20 protein-coding genes are annotated in these 21,979 nt (G+C 49.1%); 13 read left to right on the forward strand and 7 right to left on the reverse strand.

Translation table 11 applies throughout. The features are described 5' to 3' along the window. The first annotated feature begins 251 nt into the window (after nt 1-251). From GC178_15080 to GC178_15135, 12 genes are all read left to right on the forward strand, one after another. Nucleotides 252-944 carry a hypothetical protein gene (locus tag GC178_15080; GenBank protein MBI1288889.1) on the forward strand — a complete coding sequence of 231 codons (693 nt, stop codon included), beginning with the start codon at nt 252-254 and terminating at the stop codon, nt 942-944. A 120-nt stretch (nt 945-1,064) separates the two neighbouring features. Then, the gene (locus tag GC178_15085; GenBank protein MBI1288890.1) at nt 1,065-1,595 is read left to right on the forward strand and encodes a hypothetical protein; all 531 of its coding nucleotides are present in this window, start codon (nt 1,065-1,067) and stop codon (nt 1,593-1,595) included. 242 nt (nt 1,596-1,837) lie between these two features. Further along, entirely contained in the window at nt 1,838-2,593 is a 756-nt protein-coding gene (locus tag GC178_15090) for a TerC family protein (protein MBI1288891.1), read from the forward strand. Continuing rightward, complete coding sequence (locus GC178_15095) at nt 2,580-3,764, forward strand: hypothetical protein (GenBank protein MBI1288892.1); 1,185 nt, start codon at nt 2,580-2,582, stop codon at nt 3,762-3,764. Before GC178_15090 ends, GC178_15095 begins: the two co-directional genes overlap by 14 nt. Nucleotides 3,765-3,845: 81 nt before the next feature. Continuing rightward, a complete protein-coding gene (locus tag GC178_15100; protein MBI1288893.1) occupies nt 3,846-4,667 on the forward strand; it encodes a serine acetyltransferase in 822 nt (273 codons plus the stop codon). A gap of 97 nt (nt 4,668-4,764) precedes the next feature. Next, the gene (gene cysM, locus GC178_15105) at nt 4,765-5,646 is read left to right on the forward strand and encodes a cysteine synthase CysM (protein MBI1288894.1); all 882 of its coding nucleotides are present in this window, start codon (nt 4,765-4,767) and stop codon (nt 5,644-5,646) included. Nucleotides 5,647-5,656: 10 nt separating this feature from the next. Further along, complete coding sequence (locus GC178_15110) at nt 5,657-6,943, forward strand: amino acid permease (GenBank protein MBI1288895.1); 1,287 nt, start codon at nt 5,657-5,659, stop codon at nt 6,941-6,943. Continuing rightward, nucleotides 6,940-7,299, forward strand: a complete 360-nt coding sequence (locus GC178_15115; protein ID MBI1288896.1) for a hypothetical protein — start codon at nt 6,940-6,942, stop codon at nt 7,297-7,299. Before GC178_15110 ends, GC178_15115 begins: the two co-directional genes overlap by 4 nt. A gap of 22 nt (nt 7,300-7,321) precedes the next feature. Continuing rightward, the gene (locus tag GC178_15120) at nt 7,322-8,329 is read left to right on the forward strand and encodes a CBS domain-containing protein (GenBank protein MBI1288897.1); all 1,008 of its coding nucleotides are present in this window, start codon (nt 7,322-7,324) and stop codon (nt 8,327-8,329) included. Then, the gene (gene aroF, locus GC178_15125; GenBank protein ID MBI1288898.1) at nt 8,326-9,324 is read left to right on the forward strand and encodes a 3-deoxy-7-phosphoheptulonate synthase; all 999 of its coding nucleotides are present in this window, start codon (nt 8,326-8,328) and stop codon (nt 9,322-9,324) included. The genes GC178_15120 and aroF overlap by 4 nt, the downstream gene beginning before the upstream one ends. 116 nt (nt 9,325-9,440) lie before the next feature. Next, the gene (locus GC178_15130) at nt 9,441-9,938 is read left to right on the forward strand and encodes an HAD-IIIA family hydrolase (protein ID MBI1288899.1); all 498 of its coding nucleotides are present in this window, start codon (nt 9,441-9,443) and stop codon (nt 9,936-9,938) included. Between the two features lie 6 nt (nt 9,939-9,944). After that, nucleotides 9,945-11,756, forward strand: a complete 1,812-nt coding sequence (locus tag GC178_15135) for a CBS domain-containing protein (protein ID MBI1288900.1) — start codon at nt 9,945-9,947, stop codon at nt 11,754-11,756. A gap of 4 nt (nt 11,757-11,760) precedes the next feature. Here the strand turns inward: GC178_15135 and GC178_15140 are convergent, their stop codons facing one another. Genes GC178_15140 through GC178_15150 form a run of 3 tightly spaced genes read right to left on the reverse strand, consistent with a single transcriptional unit; the run spans nt 11,761 to nt 17,149 of the window. Continuing rightward, nucleotides 11,761-14,880: an MMPL family transporter gene (locus tag GC178_15140; GenBank protein MBI1288901.1), complete on the reverse strand. Its 3,120-nt coding sequence runs from the start codon at nt 14,878-14,880 to the stop codon at nt 11,761-11,763. Further along, nucleotides 14,877-15,821 (reverse strand): HlyD family efflux transporter periplasmic adaptor subunit, encoded by a 945-nt coding sequence (locus tag GC178_15145; GenBank protein ID MBI1288902.1) that lies wholly within the window; start codon nt 15,819-15,821, stop codon nt 14,877-14,879. The genes GC178_15140 and GC178_15145 overlap by 4 nt, the downstream gene beginning before the upstream one ends. Nucleotides 15,822-15,835: 14 nt before the next feature. Then, complete coding sequence (locus GC178_15150; GenBank protein ID MBI1288903.1) at nt 15,836-17,149, reverse strand: hypothetical protein; 1,314 nt, start codon at nt 17,147-17,149, stop codon at nt 15,836-15,838. Nucleotides 17,150-17,257: 108 nt separating this feature from the next. Between GC178_15150 and GC178_15155 the strand changes: the two genes are divergently transcribed. After that, the gene (locus GC178_15155; protein MBI1288904.1) at nt 17,258-17,989 is read left to right on the forward strand and encodes a hypothetical protein; all 732 of its coding nucleotides are present in this window, start codon (nt 17,258-17,260) and stop codon (nt 17,987-17,989) included. 510 nt (nt 17,990-18,499) lie between these two features. Here the strand turns inward: GC178_15155 and GC178_15160 are convergent. The 4 genes from GC178_15160 to GC178_15175 all read right to left on the reverse strand — a co-directional run bounded on the left by GC178_15160 (nt 18,500) and on the right by GC178_15175 (nt 21,893). Beyond that, the gene (locus tag GC178_15160; GenBank protein ID MBI1288905.1) at nt 18,500-18,949 is read right to left on the reverse strand and encodes a hypothetical protein; all 450 of its coding nucleotides are present in this window, start codon (nt 18,947-18,949) and stop codon (nt 18,500-18,502) included. A gap of 97 nt (nt 18,950-19,046) precedes the next feature. Further along, nucleotides 19,047-19,433, reverse strand: coding sequence for a hypothetical protein (locus tag GC178_15165; protein ID MBI1288906.1), 387 nt, complete (start codon nt 19,431-19,433; stop codon nt 19,047-19,049). A gap of 350 nt (nt 19,434-19,783) precedes the next feature. Beyond that, the gene (locus tag GC178_15170; GenBank protein ID MBI1288907.1) at nt 19,784-21,142 is read right to left on the reverse strand and encodes a T9SS type A sorting domain-containing protein; all 1,359 of its coding nucleotides are present in this window, start codon (nt 21,140-21,142) and stop codon (nt 19,784-19,786) included. A gap of 232 nt (nt 21,143-21,374) precedes the next feature. Further along, nucleotides 21,375-21,893 carry a hypothetical protein gene (locus tag GC178_15175; GenBank protein MBI1288908.1) on the reverse strand — a complete coding sequence of 173 codons (519 nt, stop codon included), beginning with the start codon at nt 21,891-21,893 and terminating at the stop codon, nt 21,375-21,377. Between the last annotated feature and the right edge of the window lie 86 nt (nt 21,894-21,979).

The raw sequence follows: 21,979 nt of genomic DNA on the forward strand, positions 1-21,979 counted from the left end.
AGCTTCTCCGAATACTTCTTCTTGCCTTGCATCTACCGAAGGTCGGACCGACCGCGCAAAAAGTCAAGATCATGGAAAACTGAGTTTTCAACAGGTATATTTGGGTTGTGCAACGGGCACACCCGCTAAAATCTAATGCTTGTGACAGTACGTCAGTCGGGCTCAGTTTCGTTCTACGCTGTTTGTGCATGGCGAAAGGACGGAAGTTTCTAACGCATTATCTTTAGCGGTACCCGTTGTAGCGCATTAAAATGAGAACCTGGACACTGATAGTATTAATTTCAATTCTTAGTGCTTGCTCCGCACCAACTGACAACGGCCAGAATGAAATGTCAACGGAACAAGCCAACCACTTCGACAATGTTTCGAAAGTTGAAGTGTTTGGCGACTCTCTAAGAATTGAGTACGAGATTTATGACAACACAATCATTCAACACCGTATCGACCTGAAAGGCACAAAGGACGATGGTTTTGACAACAGTTATACAGTAACTTCTATCTGGTCGTCACGAGAGGCCTCTGCTATTGACTGTAAATCTGAGCTTCAAATTGTATGGGACAGTCTTGATTTTAGATTTTGCGTTGAACAGGTCATAAGAAGATACGATAGTCTAATTACCGAAGCGGGCCCGTGGAGGGGAGAAGCATCAGATTCATTAAATGTATTCAACCAAAAAATTATTGAGTTGCAGGAAATAAAATCGCAATTGGAAAAAATAAAAAGTAAGAGAATTGGCAGGTTGAATTCTATGCCTTTTTACATGCCCTTTGACCTTTTAAGGACCATAGAATTCAGCGTTACAGACTTAAGAACGGATGACCAATTAAATCGAGTACTTGTTGAAGATTACGAAACGGAGTTTTCCGGGGGAAAGAACTTTTACTTAGTGAATAGTACTAACGACACAATAGGTAAAGTTCACAAAAACGAGTACATGAGATAAAAAAGAAAAACGCGCTACAACAACGGCTATAGTGCATGCCCTGCGGGACACGCCCCATAGCCTAACCGTTATGCGTCACTTTAGCGAGACATCCAAAATATGAATGTAGTTCAAGAATTTATGAACGAAGAGAAATCAAAATGCAATTGGTTGGAAAGGAGTTACGACAACTTTCCTGTATTTTACTTCGCTAAAGACATAACTACAATTGTAAAACATAAGAATCTTGAGCAGACTTTTGTTGTTAGACCTTCAAAATTTCGAAGACTTATTGCCATATTGTTTATTTGTTTAAGACTGTTTGGTTGGTTTTCTGTTTTTCTACTTGTGATTCAGAATATACTATTACCAATTTCAATTGTGTCCTTATTACTTGTTACTGTTTGGATTGGGCTTGTTCTTTGGACTTTTTTCTTAAACCCAAAATGGTCATACAAAATCTTTATTGACAAAGACAAAATTAAACTTGGCAAACAGGCTTTTGAATGGGGTGACATAACTGAATATTTACTAATGGAAAAAGGTGGTGGTAGACGTTTGGTGACAACTCTTGTTTTATTCACAGACAAAAGCGTTTTCAAATACAACTTGACCAACTTGAATAAATCGGGACAAGAAATAATTAAACGAATTGAATTTTACAAACAATAAAAAGCGAACGCACAACAGCACACAAGAAATTGGCGGTTCGGTGCTCCGCAGACACATTTGTGCTTAACCAAAGTTTGGTTCTCCGCATCAACATTTGTGGTTAAAATCGCCAACCTCTTGTAGCTGCAAACCGTTGCAACGCGTGCTTCAAACTGTCTCATTTCTACTAATTAACACCCCCATGTGAGCAAACCGCTGGCGGGTGGCGGTGTTTCGGTATATGGCCGAAATATCTTCATTGCATGGAAATATTCTTGCATTCGGAGACGTGGATCGCCATGCTGACGCTTACGTTCTTGGAGATCGTGCTTGGTATCGACAACATCATTTTCATTTCCATTGTTACCGATAAGCTGCCACAGGCGCAACAGGCCAAGGGGCGCAACCTGGGGCTGGGGCTGGCGCTCATCTTCCGCATCGGGCTGCTGCTGGGCATTACGTGGATCATCGGTTTTACCGAGCCGTTGTTCTCCCTCTTCAGACAAGACTTCAGCGGCCGCGACCTGATCCTGATGGCGGGAGGATTGTTCCTGTTGGGCAAGAGCACCTCAGAGATCCACCACAAACTGGAAGGCGAGAACGATGACCAGGAAAAGGGCATGAAAACGGGACTGACCTTGGGCGCGGCCTTGGTGCAAATTGTGGCGTTGGACATGGTTTTCAGCTTCGATTCCATTCTCACGGCCATCGGTCTTACGGAGCATGTGCTCATCATGATCGGGGCGGTGATCATCTCCATGATCGTGATGATGCTGTTCTCGGGCGCCATCAGCCGTTTCATCAACAAACACCCGACCTTGCAGATATTGGCACTGGCATTCCTCATCCTCATCGGCTTTATGCTGGTGCTCGATGCGCTCGGATTCCACGTTCCGAAGGGATACATCTACTTCGCTGTGGCCTTCTCGCTCATTGTGGAGATGGTGAACATGCGGATGCGCAAGGGCAAGACCTCGGTGAAACTGAACAAACACATGGAGCAAGATGAAAACACGTAGCCTCATCCTCATTTCCCTCTTTCTGAATGTTGCATCCGTGCAACTTGGCGTGGCCAAGGATGGTTCGCCCTTGGAGGAGGCCAAGCTGTTGGTGGCATCCAACCGCACACGGGATGCGATTCCCGTACTGGAAGACCTGATCAAGAACGACCCGCAATCGGCTGCTACCAATTACTTCCTCGGCATGTGCCTCATTAAGGAAGGTCTGCGCATTGAGGAGGCCATCAACTACTTGGAAAAGGCCGCGGCCGATTACAGCAAAACGGACCTCGACCCGGGCATGGGCGAACCCGAATTCTGCTGGTATTACCTGGTTATCGGCTACAGCCGAATGAAGGAATGTGAGAAGGCCAAGGAGCGTTACGACAAGTTTGTGGAGGTGTATTCGCAGGGCGACCCGTTCTACACCAACGAGGCCGTGAAATGGATCGAGCTCTGCCACGAACCGATGCGCATGGCGCAGGAGATAAAAACGCGGAATACGGAACACGCCAGTTCGGCCAATTACCTGAAGGATCGTTTGGTGAGCATGCAGCCCGATGAGCCCGAAGTGGTGACCCGCGAGGTGAATTTCACAACGGCTTCCATGCTGTATGGCGTGCAGGTGGGCGCATCGCTCAAACCGAATTACACCACCGAGTTTCACGACCTGAAGAATGTGGGCGTGTATGTGGATGAGAACAAGATCTACCGTTATGTGATCGGCAACCTGACGTTCCGTTCACAGGCGGAGGAACTGCTGGCCGAGGTACGGGCAAAAGGTTATCCCGATGCCTTTATTGTGGACATCAACCAACCCGAAACGTATGGCGAAGAAGTGATGAGCCTGAACGACCTGAGCATTGCCCCGAACCTGAAAGGGAAGATCGAGTTCCGTGTGCAGATAGGTGCCTTTGCCGAAACGCTGCCCAAAGACCTCCGCAAGTATTATTTCGAGGTGGACAAGTTGAAGGAGTTCCGCGAGAACGACCTCACCATTCTCACCGCAGGGAAATTCGACACCTACGAAGAAGCACAGGCGCACCGCGACATGCTACAGCAGCAAGGGTTGGGAGATGCGTTCGTAACCGCCTTCAACAAACGCAAACGCATACCGATGAAGGTGGCATTGCAATACGTGAACGGGCCTGAAAAGCAAGAGGTCACCCCTCAGAAGCGGGGGAAGAAGTAGCCGGAACAGATCCAGATAGCTGATGTTTATTGGATCTGGCAGGTTTGAATGAACCGGCCGTGTTAACTTCGCGCCAACTTCATGTCAGAGGAATCATTCATAAAAGCGCTGTTCGAGCAGCACCAGAAGACGGGAAAATGCCTGTCGCCAGAAGTTGTGGCCAAATGGCTGAACGAACTTCTGGGCATTCTCTATCCGGAAAGAAGCACTTCCAAGTTTGAGGATCTGGGCGATTTTGAAGTGCATTATGACGGATTGAAATCGCTGCTGAACGACATTCTTTGCTCCTGTTCGGAAGTGAATCCAGAGGAAACCGTGACAAGGTTTTTCCATCAGCTTCCTACAATCAAAGAAGCATTGGACAAAGATCTGGAAGCCACATTCCTTGGCGATCCAGCTGCCAAGACCAAGCAGGTGGTGGCACGCTCCTACCCTGGTTTCTATGCCATCTGCGCCTACCGAATTGCCAATGCATTGGATAGGATGGGAACACATTTGGTACCGCGTGCGCTGACCGAATATGCGCATACGCAGACCGGAATTGACATCCATCCTTCGGCCACCATAGGTGCGTATTTCTGTATCGACCACGGAACAGGTGTTGTTGTGGGCGAAACCACCATTATCGGCAACCACGTGAAGCTGTATCAGGGCGTAACGCTGGGTGCGTTGAGCGTGGACAAGAAAGACGCCACCTCCAAACGCCACCCGACCATTGAAGATGAAGTGGTGATCTACGCTGGCGCCACCATCTTAGGCGGCAACACGGTTGTAGGCCGCGGTTCGGTGATCGGTGGAAATGTGTGGCTCACACGAAGCGTTCCTGCTGGAAGCAAGGTCTATTACAGCGCCAGCATGAGCGATGAAAGCGGGGAAACGGACAGGATCACCATTAAGAGTTGATCAGTTGAGAGAGTTTATAACGTTGAAATGTTGGGCAACGGCAATGCCTGTGCTGTAGCTCATTCGCATATTTGCACTTATTCGTAATTCGTAACCCATGGGAATCGAAAGTCTTATCGGAAACACACCGTTGGTAGAGATCCAACACCTGAACACGAACCCGAACGTGCGCATTTTCTGCAAGCTGGAAGGCAACAACCCGGGCGGAAGCGTGAAGGACCGTGCTGCCTACGGCATGATCTCTGAAGCATTGAAACGGGGTGATATCAAACCGGGCGATAAACTGGTGGAGGCTACAAGTGGCAACACGGGAATTGCCTTGGCCATGATCGCGCAGCTGAAAGGTGTGGAAATGCACCTCATCATGCCCGATAATTCCACAGAGGAACGCATTCAGACCATGAAAGCCTACGGTGCAGAAGTAATCCTGACACCTGCTGCCAAGACCATCGAATACTCGCGCCAGCTGGCGGAAGAAATGGCCGCCACAGGCGAATACTTCATGCTGAATCAGTTCGCCAATCCCGATAACTGGGGACAACATTACAAGACCACTGGCCCAGAAATTTGGCGCGACACGAAAGGCGAGATCACCCATTTTGTCTCAGCGATGGGAACCACTGGGACCATCATGGGCGTTTCACGCTACCTGAAGGAACAGAACCCGAACATTCAGATTGTGGGTACACAACCGACCGATGGCTCCAGCATTCCAGGTATCAGACGTTGGTCTCCTGAATTTCTACCGAAAATATTTGACGCGGAACGCGTGGACCGCATTGTGGATGTGAGTCAGGATGACGCCACCGACATCACCCGCAGAATGGCCCGCGAAGAAGGAATTCTTGCAGGAATGAGCAGCGGAGGCGCGCTTTCGGCTGCGCTGAAAGTGGCCTCAGAACTCGAAAGCGGCACCATCGTCTGCATTACCTGCGACCGTGGCGACCGCTACCTGAGTTCCGACCTCTTCAAGTTCTAACTTTGGCCGAATGAAGGAGAAGATCGGCCTGCGTGAAGCAATGTCCATCGGAATCGGTGGCATGGTCGGTGGCGGCATCTTCGCAGTACTCGGTCTGGCCGTTTCCATTGCGCAGGGAGGAACTCCAATTGCATTCCTTTTCGCAGGATTGCTCGCTCTGATCACTTCCTACAGCTACGTCAATCTTTCGCTGGCCTTTCCCGACAGGGGCGGTACCGTCAAGTTCATCAATCAAGGATTCGGCATCTCCGTTTTCAGCGGTGGCATCAATAACCTACTTTGGATCAGCTACATCATCATGCTCTCGCTGTATGCTTCGGCATTCGGCTCCTACGCTCCGAACCTTTGGGAGATAACGGGCAATCGCAGCATCGACTTCCACATTTACGCCACGGGAATCATCGTGCTTGCCACCATCATCAACTACTACAGCATTGTAATTGTGGGAAAGATCGAGTCGTTTGCGGTCATCACCAAACTGATCATTCTCCTTGCTTTCGTGGGCATCGGGGCCTACGGTCTTATCGGCAATGCCAACCTGCCGCAGCTATCGCCCGAACATTGGGAAACCCCGATCAAACTCTTTGCAGGCGGCATGGTCATCTTTGTGGCGTACGAAGGTTTTGAGCTGATCGCGAATGCAGCTCCCGACATCATCGACCCAAACAAGAATGTACCGCGCGCCTACTACTTTTCGGTCATTTTCGTCATCCTGCTTTACATGGCCATTGCCGTGGTCACGGTCGGTTCGCTTCCCTTCTCGGCCATTGCCACTGCGCAAGATTACGTGCTTGCCGAAGCGGCCAAACCGATGCTGGGTCAGGTAGGATTCACCATCATCACCGTTGCTGCCCTCATTTCCACCTTTTCGGCCATCAATGCCTCGCTGTATGGCGGTAGCCGCGTCAATTTTGAGATTGCGGAAGATGACGAGCTGCCGCGTCACTTTGCCTCCACATTTTGGAATGAGCCCATCGGGCTGTTGATCACCAGCATCGTCACCATCATCTTGGTCAACGTGCTGAAACTGGAAAGCATTTCCACCGCAGGTAGCGTGGGGTTCCTTATCATTTTCGGAACGGTGAACCTGGTCGGTTTCAAACTTTCCGACCAGATCGGTGGGAACAAGTTTCTGCCGATTCTGGGTGCGATCCTATGTGCCATTGCGCTGGCCGTCCTCATTAATCAGCAACTCTCGGACAATCTCACGGGCGTGGTCGTAGCTGCTGCCATTGTTGCATTCTGCATGGTCATCGAATGGGTCTATAAACGCTACGAGAAATCGAAGAACAAATGAGTTTGACGCGGAACATAGCCCTTGTCCTTCTCACGGCCATCTTGGCCATCTTGGCTTACAAGTTCTTTTTCGTGGGGCCTTCCAACCTCTGGGAACGTTTCAAAGGCAAACCTTTGGATGAAGAATTCTATGAGGTTTCTGAAGATGGATTTTACCTGGATGATGAGAACGTTCCCGATCCCGAACTCATGGAAGAGGAGGATGATTCGTTGGAAGACCCGTACAAAAACTTGCCGAAGCAGCGCCTGCTGAACACTCCCGAAGGGCAATTTCTGATCACGGTGAAGAATGATTCCACCACGCTGGAAAACATCGAAAAGAACACAGCTTCTGAACCTGAGGTTGACAAGGAATAACCCTACTTTTGCGCCACGATAGATGCGCATTTCAGCTTCCATATACGCCAACGGAAACAACGACATTCTGGAAACGGTGAAGGAATTGGAGGCGCACCATGCCGATCTGCTGCACATCGATTGTATTGATGATGTGCGTGTGTTCGATGACGTTTCAGCCATCCGTTCTGTCTCAAAATTGCCCATCGACCTGCACCTGATCTATGAGGAACCCAAGCGATACGAAAAGGTATTGAAGGTTCATCCTGTCGATTACCTCACCATCCAATACGAGAACCTGAACGGAAGCCGCGAACTTCCTTCCATCGGGTTCAAGAAATTGGGATTGGCGCTCACTTCCGAAACACCGTTGGAGGCGTTTGCGGAATTTGCAGACAGCTGCGATTTCGTGCTATTGATGGCCACTGAACCAGGCGTGAGTGGCGGCACATTCAATAAGCAGAATTTCAGACGCATCCGCGAGTTCAAACGGAAATTCCCGAACAAGCAGGTGCATGTGGATGGCGGTGTGAATGCCGAAGTGTCGTTCATTCTGCGAAATCTTGGCGTGCATTGCGCAGTTTCGGGTTCGTACCTGTTCAAGCAGGATTCGGTGGGCGGAGCCATGCTGAATCTGAAGAACGCAGAGGTGGATTCGTACTATCGAGTGGCGGATTTTATGCGGGATATTGACGAGACCCCGACCGTCAACCTATCTGAACTGACGCTGAAAAACGTGCTTCAATCCATTGAGGATGCAAAAATGGCGTTTACTGCAGTCGTTGACAAAGCAGGTTTTCTGAGCGGAATCATCAGCAATGCCGATGTACGGAAAGGGTTTCTAAGAAGCATTGATAATCTGAATGCATTGCAAGTTGAATCGCTTATCAATGCAAAACCGATCACAGTTAAAGAAGACATGACCGTGACCGAACTGCTGCGCTTCGTCCGTCATCAATCAATACCCATTAATTACCTGCCTGTCACGAATGCTGAAGGAAAGTTGACGGGCTCACTCACATTCAACGACCTCATTAAAGGAGAAGCATGATCATCAACCTGAATGCGAACTTAAGCGAAACAAAAGCGCACGAATTGGCCGAGAAAGCAAAGGCTTTCTGCATCAATGATGGAAGTCGATTTGTGCTTATAAACAGTTCGTCCGTAAAAGAATTACCTACAGAACTGGAAAACTACACGGACGAATTCTTTGCAATGGAAAGCGACCTGCAGTTGGGAAGCCGTGCATACAGAAAGGAAACCCGTCAGATCCAACTCGGAAAAGTGGCCATCGGTGGCAACACGAACAACACGGTTGTCATTGGCGGACCATGCTCGGTAGAAAGCGAAGACCAGATCCGTTCCTCCGCTTCGCTGATGAAAGAATTGGGCATCAGCACGTTGCGTGCGGGAGCTTACAAACCACGCACCTCGCCCTATTCGTTCCAAGGAATGGGATTGGAAGGGTTGAAACTCCTTGCCAAAATGCGCGATGAGTTCGGGTTGAACATCATTACCGAAGTGCGCGATGCCACGCAGATCGATGACATCATCGAGTATGCGGACATCATTCAGATCGGGGCCAAATCCATGTACGACCACGGTATTCTGAAGAAGTGCGGAAAAGCAAAACAGCCCGTGCTGTTGAAGCGCGGTTTCGGCACCACCTTGCAGGAATTCGTACAGGCTGCTGAGTTTATTCTTTCGGGCGGAAACCAGAATGTGATGCTCTGCGAGCGCGGCATCCGTACCTTTGAAACGAAGACGCGATTCACCTTGGACCTTTGCGGGGTTTCGTATCTGAAAGAATACACCAATCTGCCGTTGGTGCTCGACCCATCGCATGCCATGGGTTACGCGTATGGCGTTCCAGACCTGAGCCGCGCGTGTGTGGCCATGGGTGTGGATGGCCTTCTGGTGGAAGTACACCCGAACCCGAAAGTGGCCAAGAGCGATGCCTCGCAGCAACTGAACCACGATGAGTTCCGCGAGTTGCTTGGAACGTTAAGGCCGATTGCCAAGGCAATTGGGAGAGAGATTATATAAACCCCTCCTGACCTCCCCAAAGGAGAGGAAAACCGAAAAGTTTGAAAACCATCCAACGCTTCCTCATCAGTTTTGTCCCCCTTTGGGGGATGTAGGGGGCTTCCTAAATTTGCATCATGTCACACCAAGACGCATTTGAAGAATTCGCCACGCACAACATCAAATTTCTGGTGCTGGATGTGGATGGCGTGATGACCGATGGCGGCATGTATTACACCGAAGGTGGCGACCAGTTCAAGAAGTTCAACACCAAGGATGGCATGGCCATCAAAGTGGCGTTGAAGAAAGGTTTTGAAGTAGCGTTTCTGAGTTCGGGAAGTCAAGAAACGATTGTGAAGAACCGTGCTGAAACGCTTGGTGTGAAACGGGTCTATGTCGGCTCGCGCGAGAAGTTGGAAGTGCTGAATGAATGGTGCTCCGAACTGAATCTTAGCTTGGTGAATGTGGCCTACATCGGAGATGACATCAACGACCTGCAAGTGATCGATGCGGTCGGTTTTACGGGCTGCCCGGCCGATGCGGTAGAAGCCGTGAAACAGAAAGTGAACGTGATCTTGAACCGAAAGGGCGGTGACGCCTGCGTCCGTGAGTTTGTGGACGAACACCTGCTGTAATTGACTATGAAAACGATCGCGCGTACATATCGTTTTCTTGCCGATCGCTCTAAAAAGCTCCTTCGGGAGTTTGTTCAATGGCGGTTGAAGAATATCTCGCACCGCACTTTTCTGCTTATCCTCAGCGTGCTGGTAGGCTTCACATCGGGTTTGGTGGCGGTCACCATCAAGAACACGGTGCATGTTATCCAAACGTTGGTTGTCAACGGACTTTTCAGCAAGGTTCAGCACCTGATGTATTTCGTGTTGCCCGCGCTGGGCATTCTTATCACCTACTCCATTATCCGTTGGGTCATTCGGAAACCTGTGGGCGAAGGAGTGCCGATCATCCTCTACTCGCTTAGCAGGCTTGGCGGGAAAATTCCGAGTTTCCACACGTATGCGTCATTGATCACCGCACCCTTTACCGTTGCTTTCGGGGGTTCGGTGGGATTGGAAGCACCGACCGTTATCACAGGTTCGGCCATCGGTTCCTACTTCGGACGGTTGTTCCACTTCGATTTTAAGATGCGGACGCTGCTCATCGGTTGTGCCACGGCCGGTGCGGTCTCCTCCATCTTCAACGCGCCCATTGCGGGCATCGTTTTCGTGCTGGAAGTGATCATGATCGATCTGAACACCACCTCGCTGGTCCCACTTCTGATGGCATCTGCATCTGCATCGGTCACATCGCGCCTTTTTCTCGGCAACGACACGCTTTTCCATTTTCCGCTTACGGAAGGAATGCAGCTTATGGATGTTCCGTTTTACATTCTGCTCGGCCTGATCGCTGGACTGTTCTCCGTCTATTTCACGGTCAGTTTTCTCTCCATCGGGAAAGTGCTGGGACGCCAGCGAAACCCGTACCTGAGAATTGCCATCGGTGGCAGCGTGCTGGGACTGCTCATCTTCGTTTTTCCACCGCTTTACGGTGAAGGTTTCGACCTGATCAACTCCTTGATCGATGGTCATTACGCCCACATTTTCACGCGTTCACTCTTTGTAGGCTTGGAATCCGACCTGCCGCTGATGCTGCTTTTCCTTGGTGGCGTGGTGGTTTTCAAAGCCATCGCCACTTCGGTGACCATTGGCTCTGGCGGCATCGGAGGAATCTTCGCACCCACACTCTTTATGGGCAGTACCATCGGCTTTATTGTGGCCAAGGTCTGCATCATGCTCGGTTTCGATAACATCTCGGTGATCAACTTTACCATGGTGGGCATGGCCGCGCTGATGGGCGGCAACATGCGCGCTCCGCTCACGGCCATCTTCCTCATTGCCGAGATCACCAACGGTTATTCACTCTTCGTACCGCTGATGATCGCGGTCTCGGTGTCATTCCTCATGGCGAGAAGCCTGTTTGCGCATTCGGTCTATAACTTCCGATTGGCCAGTCGTGGGGAGCTCCTTACGCACCATTCCGACAGAAATGTGCTGACCCTATTGCGCATCGAGCAACTGCTGGAAAAGAACCTGATGTGTGTCCGTCCAGAAATGAGCCTCGGACAGTTGGTAAACGTCATCCGCGCATCAAGTAGAAACATCTTTCCTGTGGTGGATGATGAGGAGAAACTGGTGGGCGTCATTGTGCTGGATGATGTCCGCGAGATCATGTTCGATACGAGCAGATACGAAACCGTAACGGTGGCCGAACTCATGAAGGAGCCCATCGGTACCGTGGAGGTGACAGATACCATGGAAAAAGTGGTGAACACATTCAGAGACACCGATGCTTGGAACCTTCCTGTGCTTGAAAACGGCAAGTACCGTGGTTTCATCAGCCGCTCAAAGCTCTTCACGGAATACCGCAAAATGCTGGTAACGTTTTCGGAGGATTGATCAATTACGAAGCCTGATCGGGTTGCATCTTCGAACGGTTGAGCAACCATAGGAATGTGGGCAGCACCAACAACAGCATGGGCAGACCGACCACAAAACCACCGATAACGGCAACGGCCAACGGTTGCTGCATCTGCGCACCGAGCCCGATTCCGAGTGCCAGCGGCATCAGGGCAAGAATGGCCCCGATGGCGGTCATCAATTTTGGACGGATGCGGAGCGCGATCGCGTATTTTATGGACTCTTCGATATTGTTCGATTCCTTGAAATTGGCCTGGAACTGAGCAATGGTGAATATGGCGTTCTCTGCCAAGATACCTACGATCATGATAATGCCCGTGTAGCTGCTCACATTCAGCGGAATATTGGTGATGTAAAGCGCAACTATGCAACCGCAAATGCCCATAACCGAGATGAAAAGGAGCAGCAGCGACAACAGCCATTCTTTAAAGAGGAACATGAACACAGCAAAAACAAGCAGTGAGGCCAAAATGAGAATCGTAAGCAGTTCGGTGAACGAGCGTTGCTGTTCGGCATAGGAACCTCCGTAGGCAATATAATAGCCTTTGGGCAAGGCCAGTTTGGCGTTCAGCTGTTTCTTAATTTCAGAGATGGCACTGCCCAGATCGCGGTTATTGAGCCGTGCTGTAAGTACAACGCACGACTTCAGGTTCTCCCTGTTCAGCTCGGTTTCACCTTCGGTAACCTCCACATCGCAGAAATAATTCAGTGGTCGCGTAGTGCCATCGGGCAGAAAAATGAGCTGATTCTCGATCTTCTGTAGATCGTTGTGGTGCAGATCGCTGAATCGGAGCGTGATGTTCCGCATTTGCTCCCCATCCTGCATCTGCCCTACCTGAATACCCGAGGTGAGGGCAGCTTGCGCTGGAGAAGGAACAGGCTGATTGGCATTCATTCCAAGCGTTACGCCCCCCGTATATGCGGCCAACTGGTTCTGAAAGTCGAGCAGCGGAATATTGTACTGCGCAAGCAACGCCTGATCGGGTTTGAAAATGATGGAAGGTCCCGCGATCACCAATCCATTTTCGATGTCGGCCAGACCGTCAATTTTTTCCACTATCTGTTCCGCTTGGCGCGAAATGTTCTGGAGTTTCGAATAATCATCCCCAAAAAACTTGACCTCAATGGGTTGTGCGGTGCTGATCAGGTCGCCCAGCAGATCGGCAATACGCTGTCCAAATTCAATGTTGAGAACGGGGAATTTGGCCGAGATCTCTTTTCGAAGATCATCACTCACATCTACCGTACTCCGCTTATGATCTTTCTTCAACTGAATGGAATAATCGCCATAATTGGAAGGAACGGCACCAAAGTGCATGGCTATTCCTGTCCTTCGACAATAGGTGTCCACTTCTGGATGTGCCACAATGATCTTTTCAACCTCCTTCAGAACGCGGTCGGTTTCGCGCAACGAGGTGCCGGGAGGCATATAGTAATCCAACACGATGGCGCCTTCATCCAGATCGGGCAGAAAACCCGTTTCCAACTTGCCGTAACTGAACCATGCCGAGAACAGAAAAGCGCCTATCAGCAAAAAGGAAATGATCGGTTTGTTGAAGAACCATGTAAGCCATCGCAGTCTTTTCAGGCTCTCTGCCTGTGTTCTGTGATGCGTTTTTTTAGGCGCTTTGAAACCGATGAGAATGTGAAAGACGGGCAACAATAACCACGTGACCAAGAACGATGTGACCATGGTGAGCTGCATCGTATCGGAAAGTTCTTTGAAGAAACTACCGGCCAAACCGCTCATCAACCCGAAGGGAAAGTGAATGACGATGGTGGCCAATGACGACCCGACCATGGCAGGAAAAAGTTCATGGATGGACTCGTGCACAACACGGAAACGGTCTTTTTCGGGATGGTCTTCGTGCTTCCGATAGATCTGTTCAATGATGACAATGGCATCGTCTATGATCAGGCCGATGGATGCAGCAATGGCACCCAATGACATGATGTTTATGGTTATTCCCACCAGATAGAGAACAAGAATTGAAAACGCCAACGTAACCGGAATGGTAAGCAGAACAACTACACTTGCCCGCCACGAACGCAGGAAGACAACCATGACCAACAGGGCCAGAAACAGCCCTTCGTAAATGGTCTTTATCACGCTGTGAATACTGTCTCCTACGAATTCTGATTGGTTGTAATACGGCTTCAGCACCATGCCGGCCGGAAGCTGTGCTTGAATTTCCTTTGCCTTCACTTCGCATTCTGCGGCAAATTCCAAGAGGTTAACACCCGGTTGTTTCACCAGATCGAGCAGCACGGCCTCGTGGCCGTTGGCGTTGATCACGATGAACTCGACCTGCTCTTTCAGTTCAATTTTGGCGATGTCCTTGAGTTTGACAATGCGTGTCCCATCATTTTTGATGATGAGGTTCTCCAGATCATCCACATCCATCACACGCGTGTCGGTAAGCGACAGATACAAACGGTCGAAATCTTCGATCACTCCGTTCGACATCACGAAATTATTGGAGCTGAACACATTTGAAATGCTGGCAGGCGTGATGCCCAGCGTGGCCATTTTCAACGCATCGGGCACCACCACAAACTCCTTGTTCTTGCCGCCTCTGACCACCACATTTGAAATGCCATTGACCTGAGAGAAAACGGGACGGGCGATGAGATTGGCCTTATCTCGCAATGCTACCAGACCGTGCTGTGTGCTTTCGAGGGTGTAGCCGTAAACCGGAAAAATGGATTGGTTCATGGCCTCGGTGGCAATGGTGAGGCCGGGCGGAAGGAACGCCTTTATCTCGTTCACACGGTTTTCAATCTGTGTTTTGGCGGTGTAGATGTCCGTTCCCCAGTCAAAGAACACATCGATGGTGCAACTTCCTCTGCTGGTGCTGCTCTTCACCACTTTCACACCTTTCACTTTTTTGGCGGCACTTTCCAACGGTTTTGTCACCGTTATCATCATACGGTCGATCGGTTGCTGGCCGGCCTCTACCGCAAGCGTTATGCGGGGGAAAAGCACTTCCGGGAAAAGATTGGTCTGCATCTGCGTGTAGGAATAAATTCCCATCGCCAACAGCATCAATCCCACAAAGAGGATCGGTTTTGTGAATACCTGAAAGAAATTCTTCGTGCTCATTCTGCCGTATTATGCTGAATATCAACGAGTGCCGTATCCGGAAGGCCGTAATTGCCTACAGAGATGATCCGATCATCTGGAGCGAATGTGGGCGATAGCACTTCCACTTCATCTTTGGTTCGCTGTCCGATCTTTACAGGAATTTTAACCGCCACCGAATCGTTCATCATCCGCATTACCCAGAATTCCTGCATCATTTCGTCCGAAAGCACGCACGACCTCGCGAGCAATTGAGCTGTTCCGTTCCCGCCTGTTCTCAACTCAGCGGTAACGATCATGTTCTCTGGCAGAAAAAGCTGCTCGTTGAATTTGGCAAGCACGGTCTGCGTCTGTGCGGTCATGTTCATGGAAGAGAGCGCACGGGTGAATTTTGCGGTGTGAACCGATCTGTCTGGCAACACGATCCGACAGCTTTTGCCGTTGTCTGCCAGTGGAATGTATTCGAACGGTACGTTGACCTGCACCACCAGATCGTTGCTCTCGGCAATGGTGCAGAGCTGCACGCCTTCCAGCACATAATCGCCTGACTGCTGCTTGTCCAACGTGGTGACCATTCCTGTGGCCGCGGCCTTCACTTTGATGATACCAAAATCGGCCATCGAACTATCTGGCAGGGTCAACTCTCCGCCCAGCGCCCTGCTCTCCTTGGTCTGTAGTACGTAAAGCACATCCCCTTTCTGCACCTGATCGCCCAAATGCACATTCACCTCTTTGATGAATGCTGGAATGGGTGCTGTAATGGTATTGCGTTTTAGGTAAAAGGTGGTGCCAAGCAGGGTAATGGGGTGATAGATCGAGCCATGTTGAACCCCCACAACCGAAACGGGTGTCTTCGGTGCCTGCGTGGCTTCCGGTTGCTCCTCCTGCTGTGCTTGTTGACCACATGATACCAGCAGCGATGCCAGCAGGGAAAGTATGGTGATATGGATGGAGATTTTCATGCTTCGGACATTGGTTACCAGTTCCAGTAGTTATAGGCGTTGATGAGCAGTTGCCGCTGTGTGAAAAGCAGGGCATGATCGCGCTGCACGGCCGCCATGTTCTTCACCGTGGTGATGTAATTGATAACAGAAAGCTGCCCCGACACGAGCTGCATTCTGTATGAATCCAGCAGGGTGCGATAATCCTCCAACTGCTGCTCCAGAATGACCATGCGCTGATCGTACGAACGCATCTCGTTCAGGATCTTGGTCTTGCGCACCGTGTTCTGATCGATGAAGTTCTTCTTGTACCCTTCAATGGAACTCAGGTTCACACCGATCTTATTGCGGTTCAGTTTCTTCTGTCCACCATCAAAGAAGTTGTAGTTGAACGTGATCCCCGCACTCAGCCCAAAGCGATTGGCCATGGTTGGCGCATACACCGCATTAAGACCCGTGTTGGCAAAGAAGCTCACCTGTGGTCGGTACTTCAACTCAAAACTGTGCTGCTGCGCCATCAGATTCATGCTGTCCAGTCGGTACTTCTCCAGAAAGAACGAATTGCTTTCGGTGGCCTGCTGCGTCACTTCAAGGTCGGGGGGCAAAATGTCCACAATGGCCGTATCGTTGATGCCACACATGATGTTCAGGTCGAGCAGATCCCTGCGGTAATTGGCCATGAAACCCGCCTGTTGCGCGGCCATGTTCTGTGTTTCTATCTGCAGTTGGGTGAGGTCGGAACGGAGATAGATGCCATGCTCCACCAGTTTTTCCAACACTTCGCGCTGCTCCTTCAGCAAACTGTGCATGGACCGCACATAGTCCAGTTGCATCCTATCCTGCGTGCAGAGGATGTATTGGTCGGTCACCGCCTTTTCGATGTCGTGGGCCGAGAGCTTGGCGTTGTTCCTGTTAATCTCGGCAGCGGCATACAACTGCTCGTTGGCCGTTTCGAAGGTCTTTCTGTTGAAAAGCGGTTGCGTCAGGTTCAGCAATGCCTGATAAGTGCCACCGTTACTGGCCGCCAGATCGTAGCCGAAATAGCGGTCGGCCACCTCCGCATTGGGCTGAAAACTGACCTTGCCGTTGTCCTTGGAAATGATGGGCGCAAACATGTAGCTGGCGCTGATGCCCACCTGCGGACGCAAGTACAGCGCCCTCAACCGTTCCGATTCGTACTTGCTGGCATCCGCCTGATTGAGATTATCGTTGATGACAGGGCTGTTGGCCTGTGCCGCATCCACGTAGTATTGCAGCGTGTTCTGCGCGTGGGTCATCACCCCGATCAGGACAAGGAGAACCACCATCCATCCCGCTCTTATTCCTACGCCCCGTACCGACAATCCCATGTACCCGCCATTTGTTAGCACGTGCAAGATTGAAAACCGAATTGGAAGAAATTCTGAATTGTGAGTTTTTTAACGTTCCCTTCAATCAACTCTCCGTAGCTTGGTTGCATGAAACAAATACGTGGTGTTCTATTAATAATGCTTCTGCCAAGTGCGCTCCTGATAGGATGTGCAGGGGTTGACAAGGCCATTACCGAAAAAGACACGGGCCCGCGGGCCGATTCCTTGGCCAAGAAGATCATGCATGCCACAGGATATGATGCCTGGCAGCAGACGGGCGTTATCGGGTGGACATTTGCTGGCAAGAACAAGCACATCTGGGACCGCCAACGAAAACTTTCGCGTGTAGAATGGGGCAAGTACATCGTCATCTTCAACCACACCACCATGCAGGGCAAGGCCTGGAAGGATGGTATACCTGTGGAAGGGCAAGAACTGAGCGAACTCATCCAAAAGGCGTGGAATTCGTGGGCCAACGATTCATTCTGGCTCAACCCTTTTGAGAAACTTTATGACAATGGCACCGAACGCGCTTACGTGAAGACCGAAGAGGGCAGCGATGCGCTGCTCATCACCTACACCACGGGCGGCAACACGCCTGGAGATTCGTACCTCTGGATAACGGACGATAACGGATTGCCGATACGCGCCCGCATGTGGGTCTCCATCATTCCCATTAAGGGCATTGGCGTAAGTTGGGACAACTGGCAAACGCTGAGCACAGGTGCCAAAACGGCTGCACTGCACCAACTGGCCTTCTTCAAACTGAAACTCACCGACCTGAAGGCCGCGCCCAACATGGAATCGTTCTCTGAAGAAGACCCGTTTGAGGGGCTTTAGCAACAAGCCTCCAGCTGGAGAAGACCATCAAGGTTTTGAGAAGCTTGAAGGTATGATCGGACTTTGGTCCAAAAGAAACCCCGACCGCAGGTAGCCAACGACCGGGGCAACTCTAATAAACCATGTAGTGACCTAACGCGGGATGGTGGGGTTTAGTATCTGCTTCCACTTATGTCACCTGCTGGTACGATACTGATATTACGAACGAACGCGTCACAACTTAGCATAGCGGTCTCACCGAAGGTAAACGCGCCCTTGCCGATGCAAGCGCGCATCAGCGGATAATTGGACTTTAGTCATTTTCAAACGGAATTATAAAGTTGATGGGTTCGATCTGAGATTCCTCACTGCGTTCGGAAAAGCAGCCAAACTTTGTTCTTGTTTTCCTGACGAAGGAAGGAACTCAACGCTTTTGTACCGTTTACTTTATAATTCCGTTTTCAAATTAACCCCAACACAACAACTAAAAGGGTTGCATTCGAATTATTTGGTACGAAAAGATGTTTGCAATCAGTTCTTCTGGAGCGCAAACTGCACAGTGGTTTCACACCAAACCCCACACGCTTCATAGAGATAATAATCAATTGAGTCGGATCCGAATTGGAGAGAAAGTTCACGGTATCCACTACCACTGCCCGATTGAGAAGAATAGGCACCTGAAACAGGCAGTTTCAGATCAAAATACGATGATGTTAAAGTGTCATTGTATGAAACGAATACGTTCAACGAAGAGTCAACACTACTTTTTAGCACATTCACTGTGACATGTTTAGTTTGAGACCAGGTCTGAATCGAATCTCCGTTATGGGCTCTTTTGAAGTGATGCGATATGCCATCGTAGTCACCGGTCCATTTTTCCAAGTAGTATGGATCTTGTTCCGGAATATCGATGTTTTCGTTCTTTTTGCAAGATGCAAGAAAGAATATGACACCCAACAGATAAAGAGGTAGTATTTTCATTTTCAATGTACCTAAAAGCAGTACCAAATTAACAACCTTCTGACAAAACTATCACAAGCATTTGGGTTAGCGGGTGTTGGCGGTTGGTGCTTTTCATTTAATTCCAAACGTCACTCGGATTGATCAAACCTGTAACCAAAATTTGATTGATTGCCCTGAAAAGGCCTTCCAACCCCCTTTCCCGCGTCTCGTAGTCAGGCGACCAAATGTCATAGTAAATGTAGTCGTCACCAATTTTTACTTGGAGATTACCACTTGTGCCGTAAAGACCTGATTCCGCCAATTCCACTTTCAAATGGTCGTGGTCCAGTTGCAAAAGAAGATTTTCTATTACCCCAAATTCTGATTCGGGTATTGAAAAGATAGTGTCAAACCTGTTTTCGTTTTGCTTGTAGGCAACCTTAGCTTTTACTGAATCTTCCTTGGTCAATGCTGTCTCATAGGCTCGGAATAATTCGGCTGTTGCCGTCATTAGATCATCCATACTTGACCTGTCCGTTTCTACATGGACTTGGCAACTGTCGGACTTGAATTCAATTGTCACAGTTATTGACCTGTAGTTGGGTTCCAACTTCATGTTATCGTAGAAGGAATACTTCACCATTTCCACGCTATTTTGTCCAACGGTGTCATGTAGAAACAAGCAACCGCAGATTATAAGAAGTAAGTGTTTCAGACAGTTCATTTTCAGCATAACCGCCAACGGGTACTACTATGAAAATAGGGCTTTAACTCCTCCGACCTTTCGCCCAAGACCGAACTTGGTAGAAACCACTTAGGCTTGCGTACCTGTCGTCACGCCCTATTTTGATAGCAGATGTTGGCGGTAGTTTTTTATTCTTTCACCACTTTTAGATTAGCGACTTTTCCGTCCGTGTAAAGCAGTTGAATCAAATAAACGCCTTTGGGATTCGGCATGATATATTCGATAAGTCCAGCGGCATTCCGTGATTCCGTTTGAACCAACTCTCCCAAAACGTTGTACACATTTATGGTTATCGCCTCATTGATAGTACCTAAGTCAATTTGAATCCTGTCCGAAGTAGGGTTGGGGTAGAGATTGATTAAGTCCTTAGTGCTAATGCTGGTGGTAAGACCATCTGGATAATAGTTGACGGTTCTCACCCTATAATTTGCGTTATCCGAAATGAAAAGGTTGCCCATCTCACTGACTGCAACCGCATATGGATAATTCAGTTGAGCATTCAGTGGAGATTGTCCATCACCGCTAAACCCTCCAACTCCGTTTCCGGCCACGGTTGAGAGCAACCCAGACTCAGACACTTTTCGAACTCGGTGATTGTAACCTTCGGTAAAAAAAAGCTGGTCGTTGTGCCAAAGAATGCCAAGGGGGTGGTTAATCTGGGAATTCTCTGCCAAAATATTTTCCCCATTGTATCCTTGCACTCCACTTCCTGCGACCGTATAAATAAGCCCTAGTGTATCAATTTTCCGAATTCGCGAGCCAAATGTTTCTGTGATGTATATATTACCGTATGAATCAGCGGTAACATCATTTGGGAAGTGTAATGTGGCGGTTGTAGCTGGTATGCTGTCCCCATTATATCCAAACTGCTCAATGCCTGCTATTGTCGTTATGATACCAGACTGATTTATCTTTCGAACGCGGTTATCGTTCCCTTGTGTGACATAAATATTTCCCGATTCGTCCAAAGCAACGCCATCGGGTTTTCCAACACTGGCTGCACTCGCGAAGCCACCGTCACCGCTAACACCGGTCTGTCCATTGCCAGCAACAGTAGTGATAATACCGTTAGAATCAACTTTCCTTATTCGATTGTTCTCATAATCGGAAAAGAAAAGATTCCCATTTGAATCAAATGCAAGGTAATGTGGAGTGGAAATTTCAGCCTCATTTGCGGGTCCGTCATCTCCTGAAAACCCTGAGTACCCAACCCCCACAACGGTACTTATTATTCCATTCCCATCAATTTTACGGATAACGCTGTTTCCATCACAGACGTACAAATCACCAAATGGACCAAAGGCAACTCCGCCAACTCGATTGAACGAAGCTGAAACAGCATATCCCCCATCACCATCATATCCTGCTATTCCGAGCCCAGCATAAGTTTCTATTGTCTGAGCCAGACCCGTCAATGAATTCACAAGCACCAAAATCAATAATAGCGAGAATCTCGCATCGGGATTGACTATGAAAATTCGTGTCATTGAATTAGGGTTAAGAAGATATCATTTTCGTTTCACGTTTAGAGGTTGCTTAGTTTTCAACTTCGAGCCGCGTTTTCAGATGGCTGCAAAAATTACCGCCAACGTTAACTGCTATGAAAATAGGGCTTTAACTCCTCCGACCTTTCGCCCAAGACCGAACTTGGTAGAAACAACTGAGGCTTGCGTGCATGTTGCCAAGCCCTATTTTGATCATAGATTTTGTAGGTAGTTTTTATTGCCAACTAAACCGTTGCGGCAATAGGGACCACCAATCACCTCTTGTCCAACTTTCGCGAGACTTGACGTCACGAGGAATGAAATGCACCTCTCTTCGGGTAACTTGAAACTTTTCGTCCCAATGAATTGAAACGTTGACCATAAATCGCCTGAACATATCGTTCCCCAGGTAAAAAATGTCCCGAAATGCAACCATTGTTGTGAAATTGACCGGTGTTGTGCCGCCAAACGTCACGTGTGTATCAATTCGTGCAGAATGTTGCTTAAACTGTTCAGAGGCTAAAGCTTCGTTGATATACTGCAGGTTAGAACTATCCGCGTTCAAAGTGTCGACCAGATACATTTCAAGAGTCGGTCCAACCTTTCCACTTATCAATTCTTTGTGAACTTGATAAGCTTCAAGTTTATGTTTTAAATAAGTTGAACTGAACTTATACTCTTTTAAAATTCTGTCCACTTGAGACATTCCGAATAGGGGAATGATGAGAAATAGTATGCTGATAGAGTGCTTCATGCGTTATTTTTCAATTAATCCCAACGGTTTGGCTAACAAACGTGTCCTGAAGGTCATGTTTTGTTAGACTTTGTTGCGCACCGTTT

This window comes from Flavobacteriales bacterium (assembly GCA_016124845.1).
Classification (GTDB): domain Bacteria; phylum Bacteroidota; class Bacteroidia; order UBA10329; family UBA10329; genus UBA10329.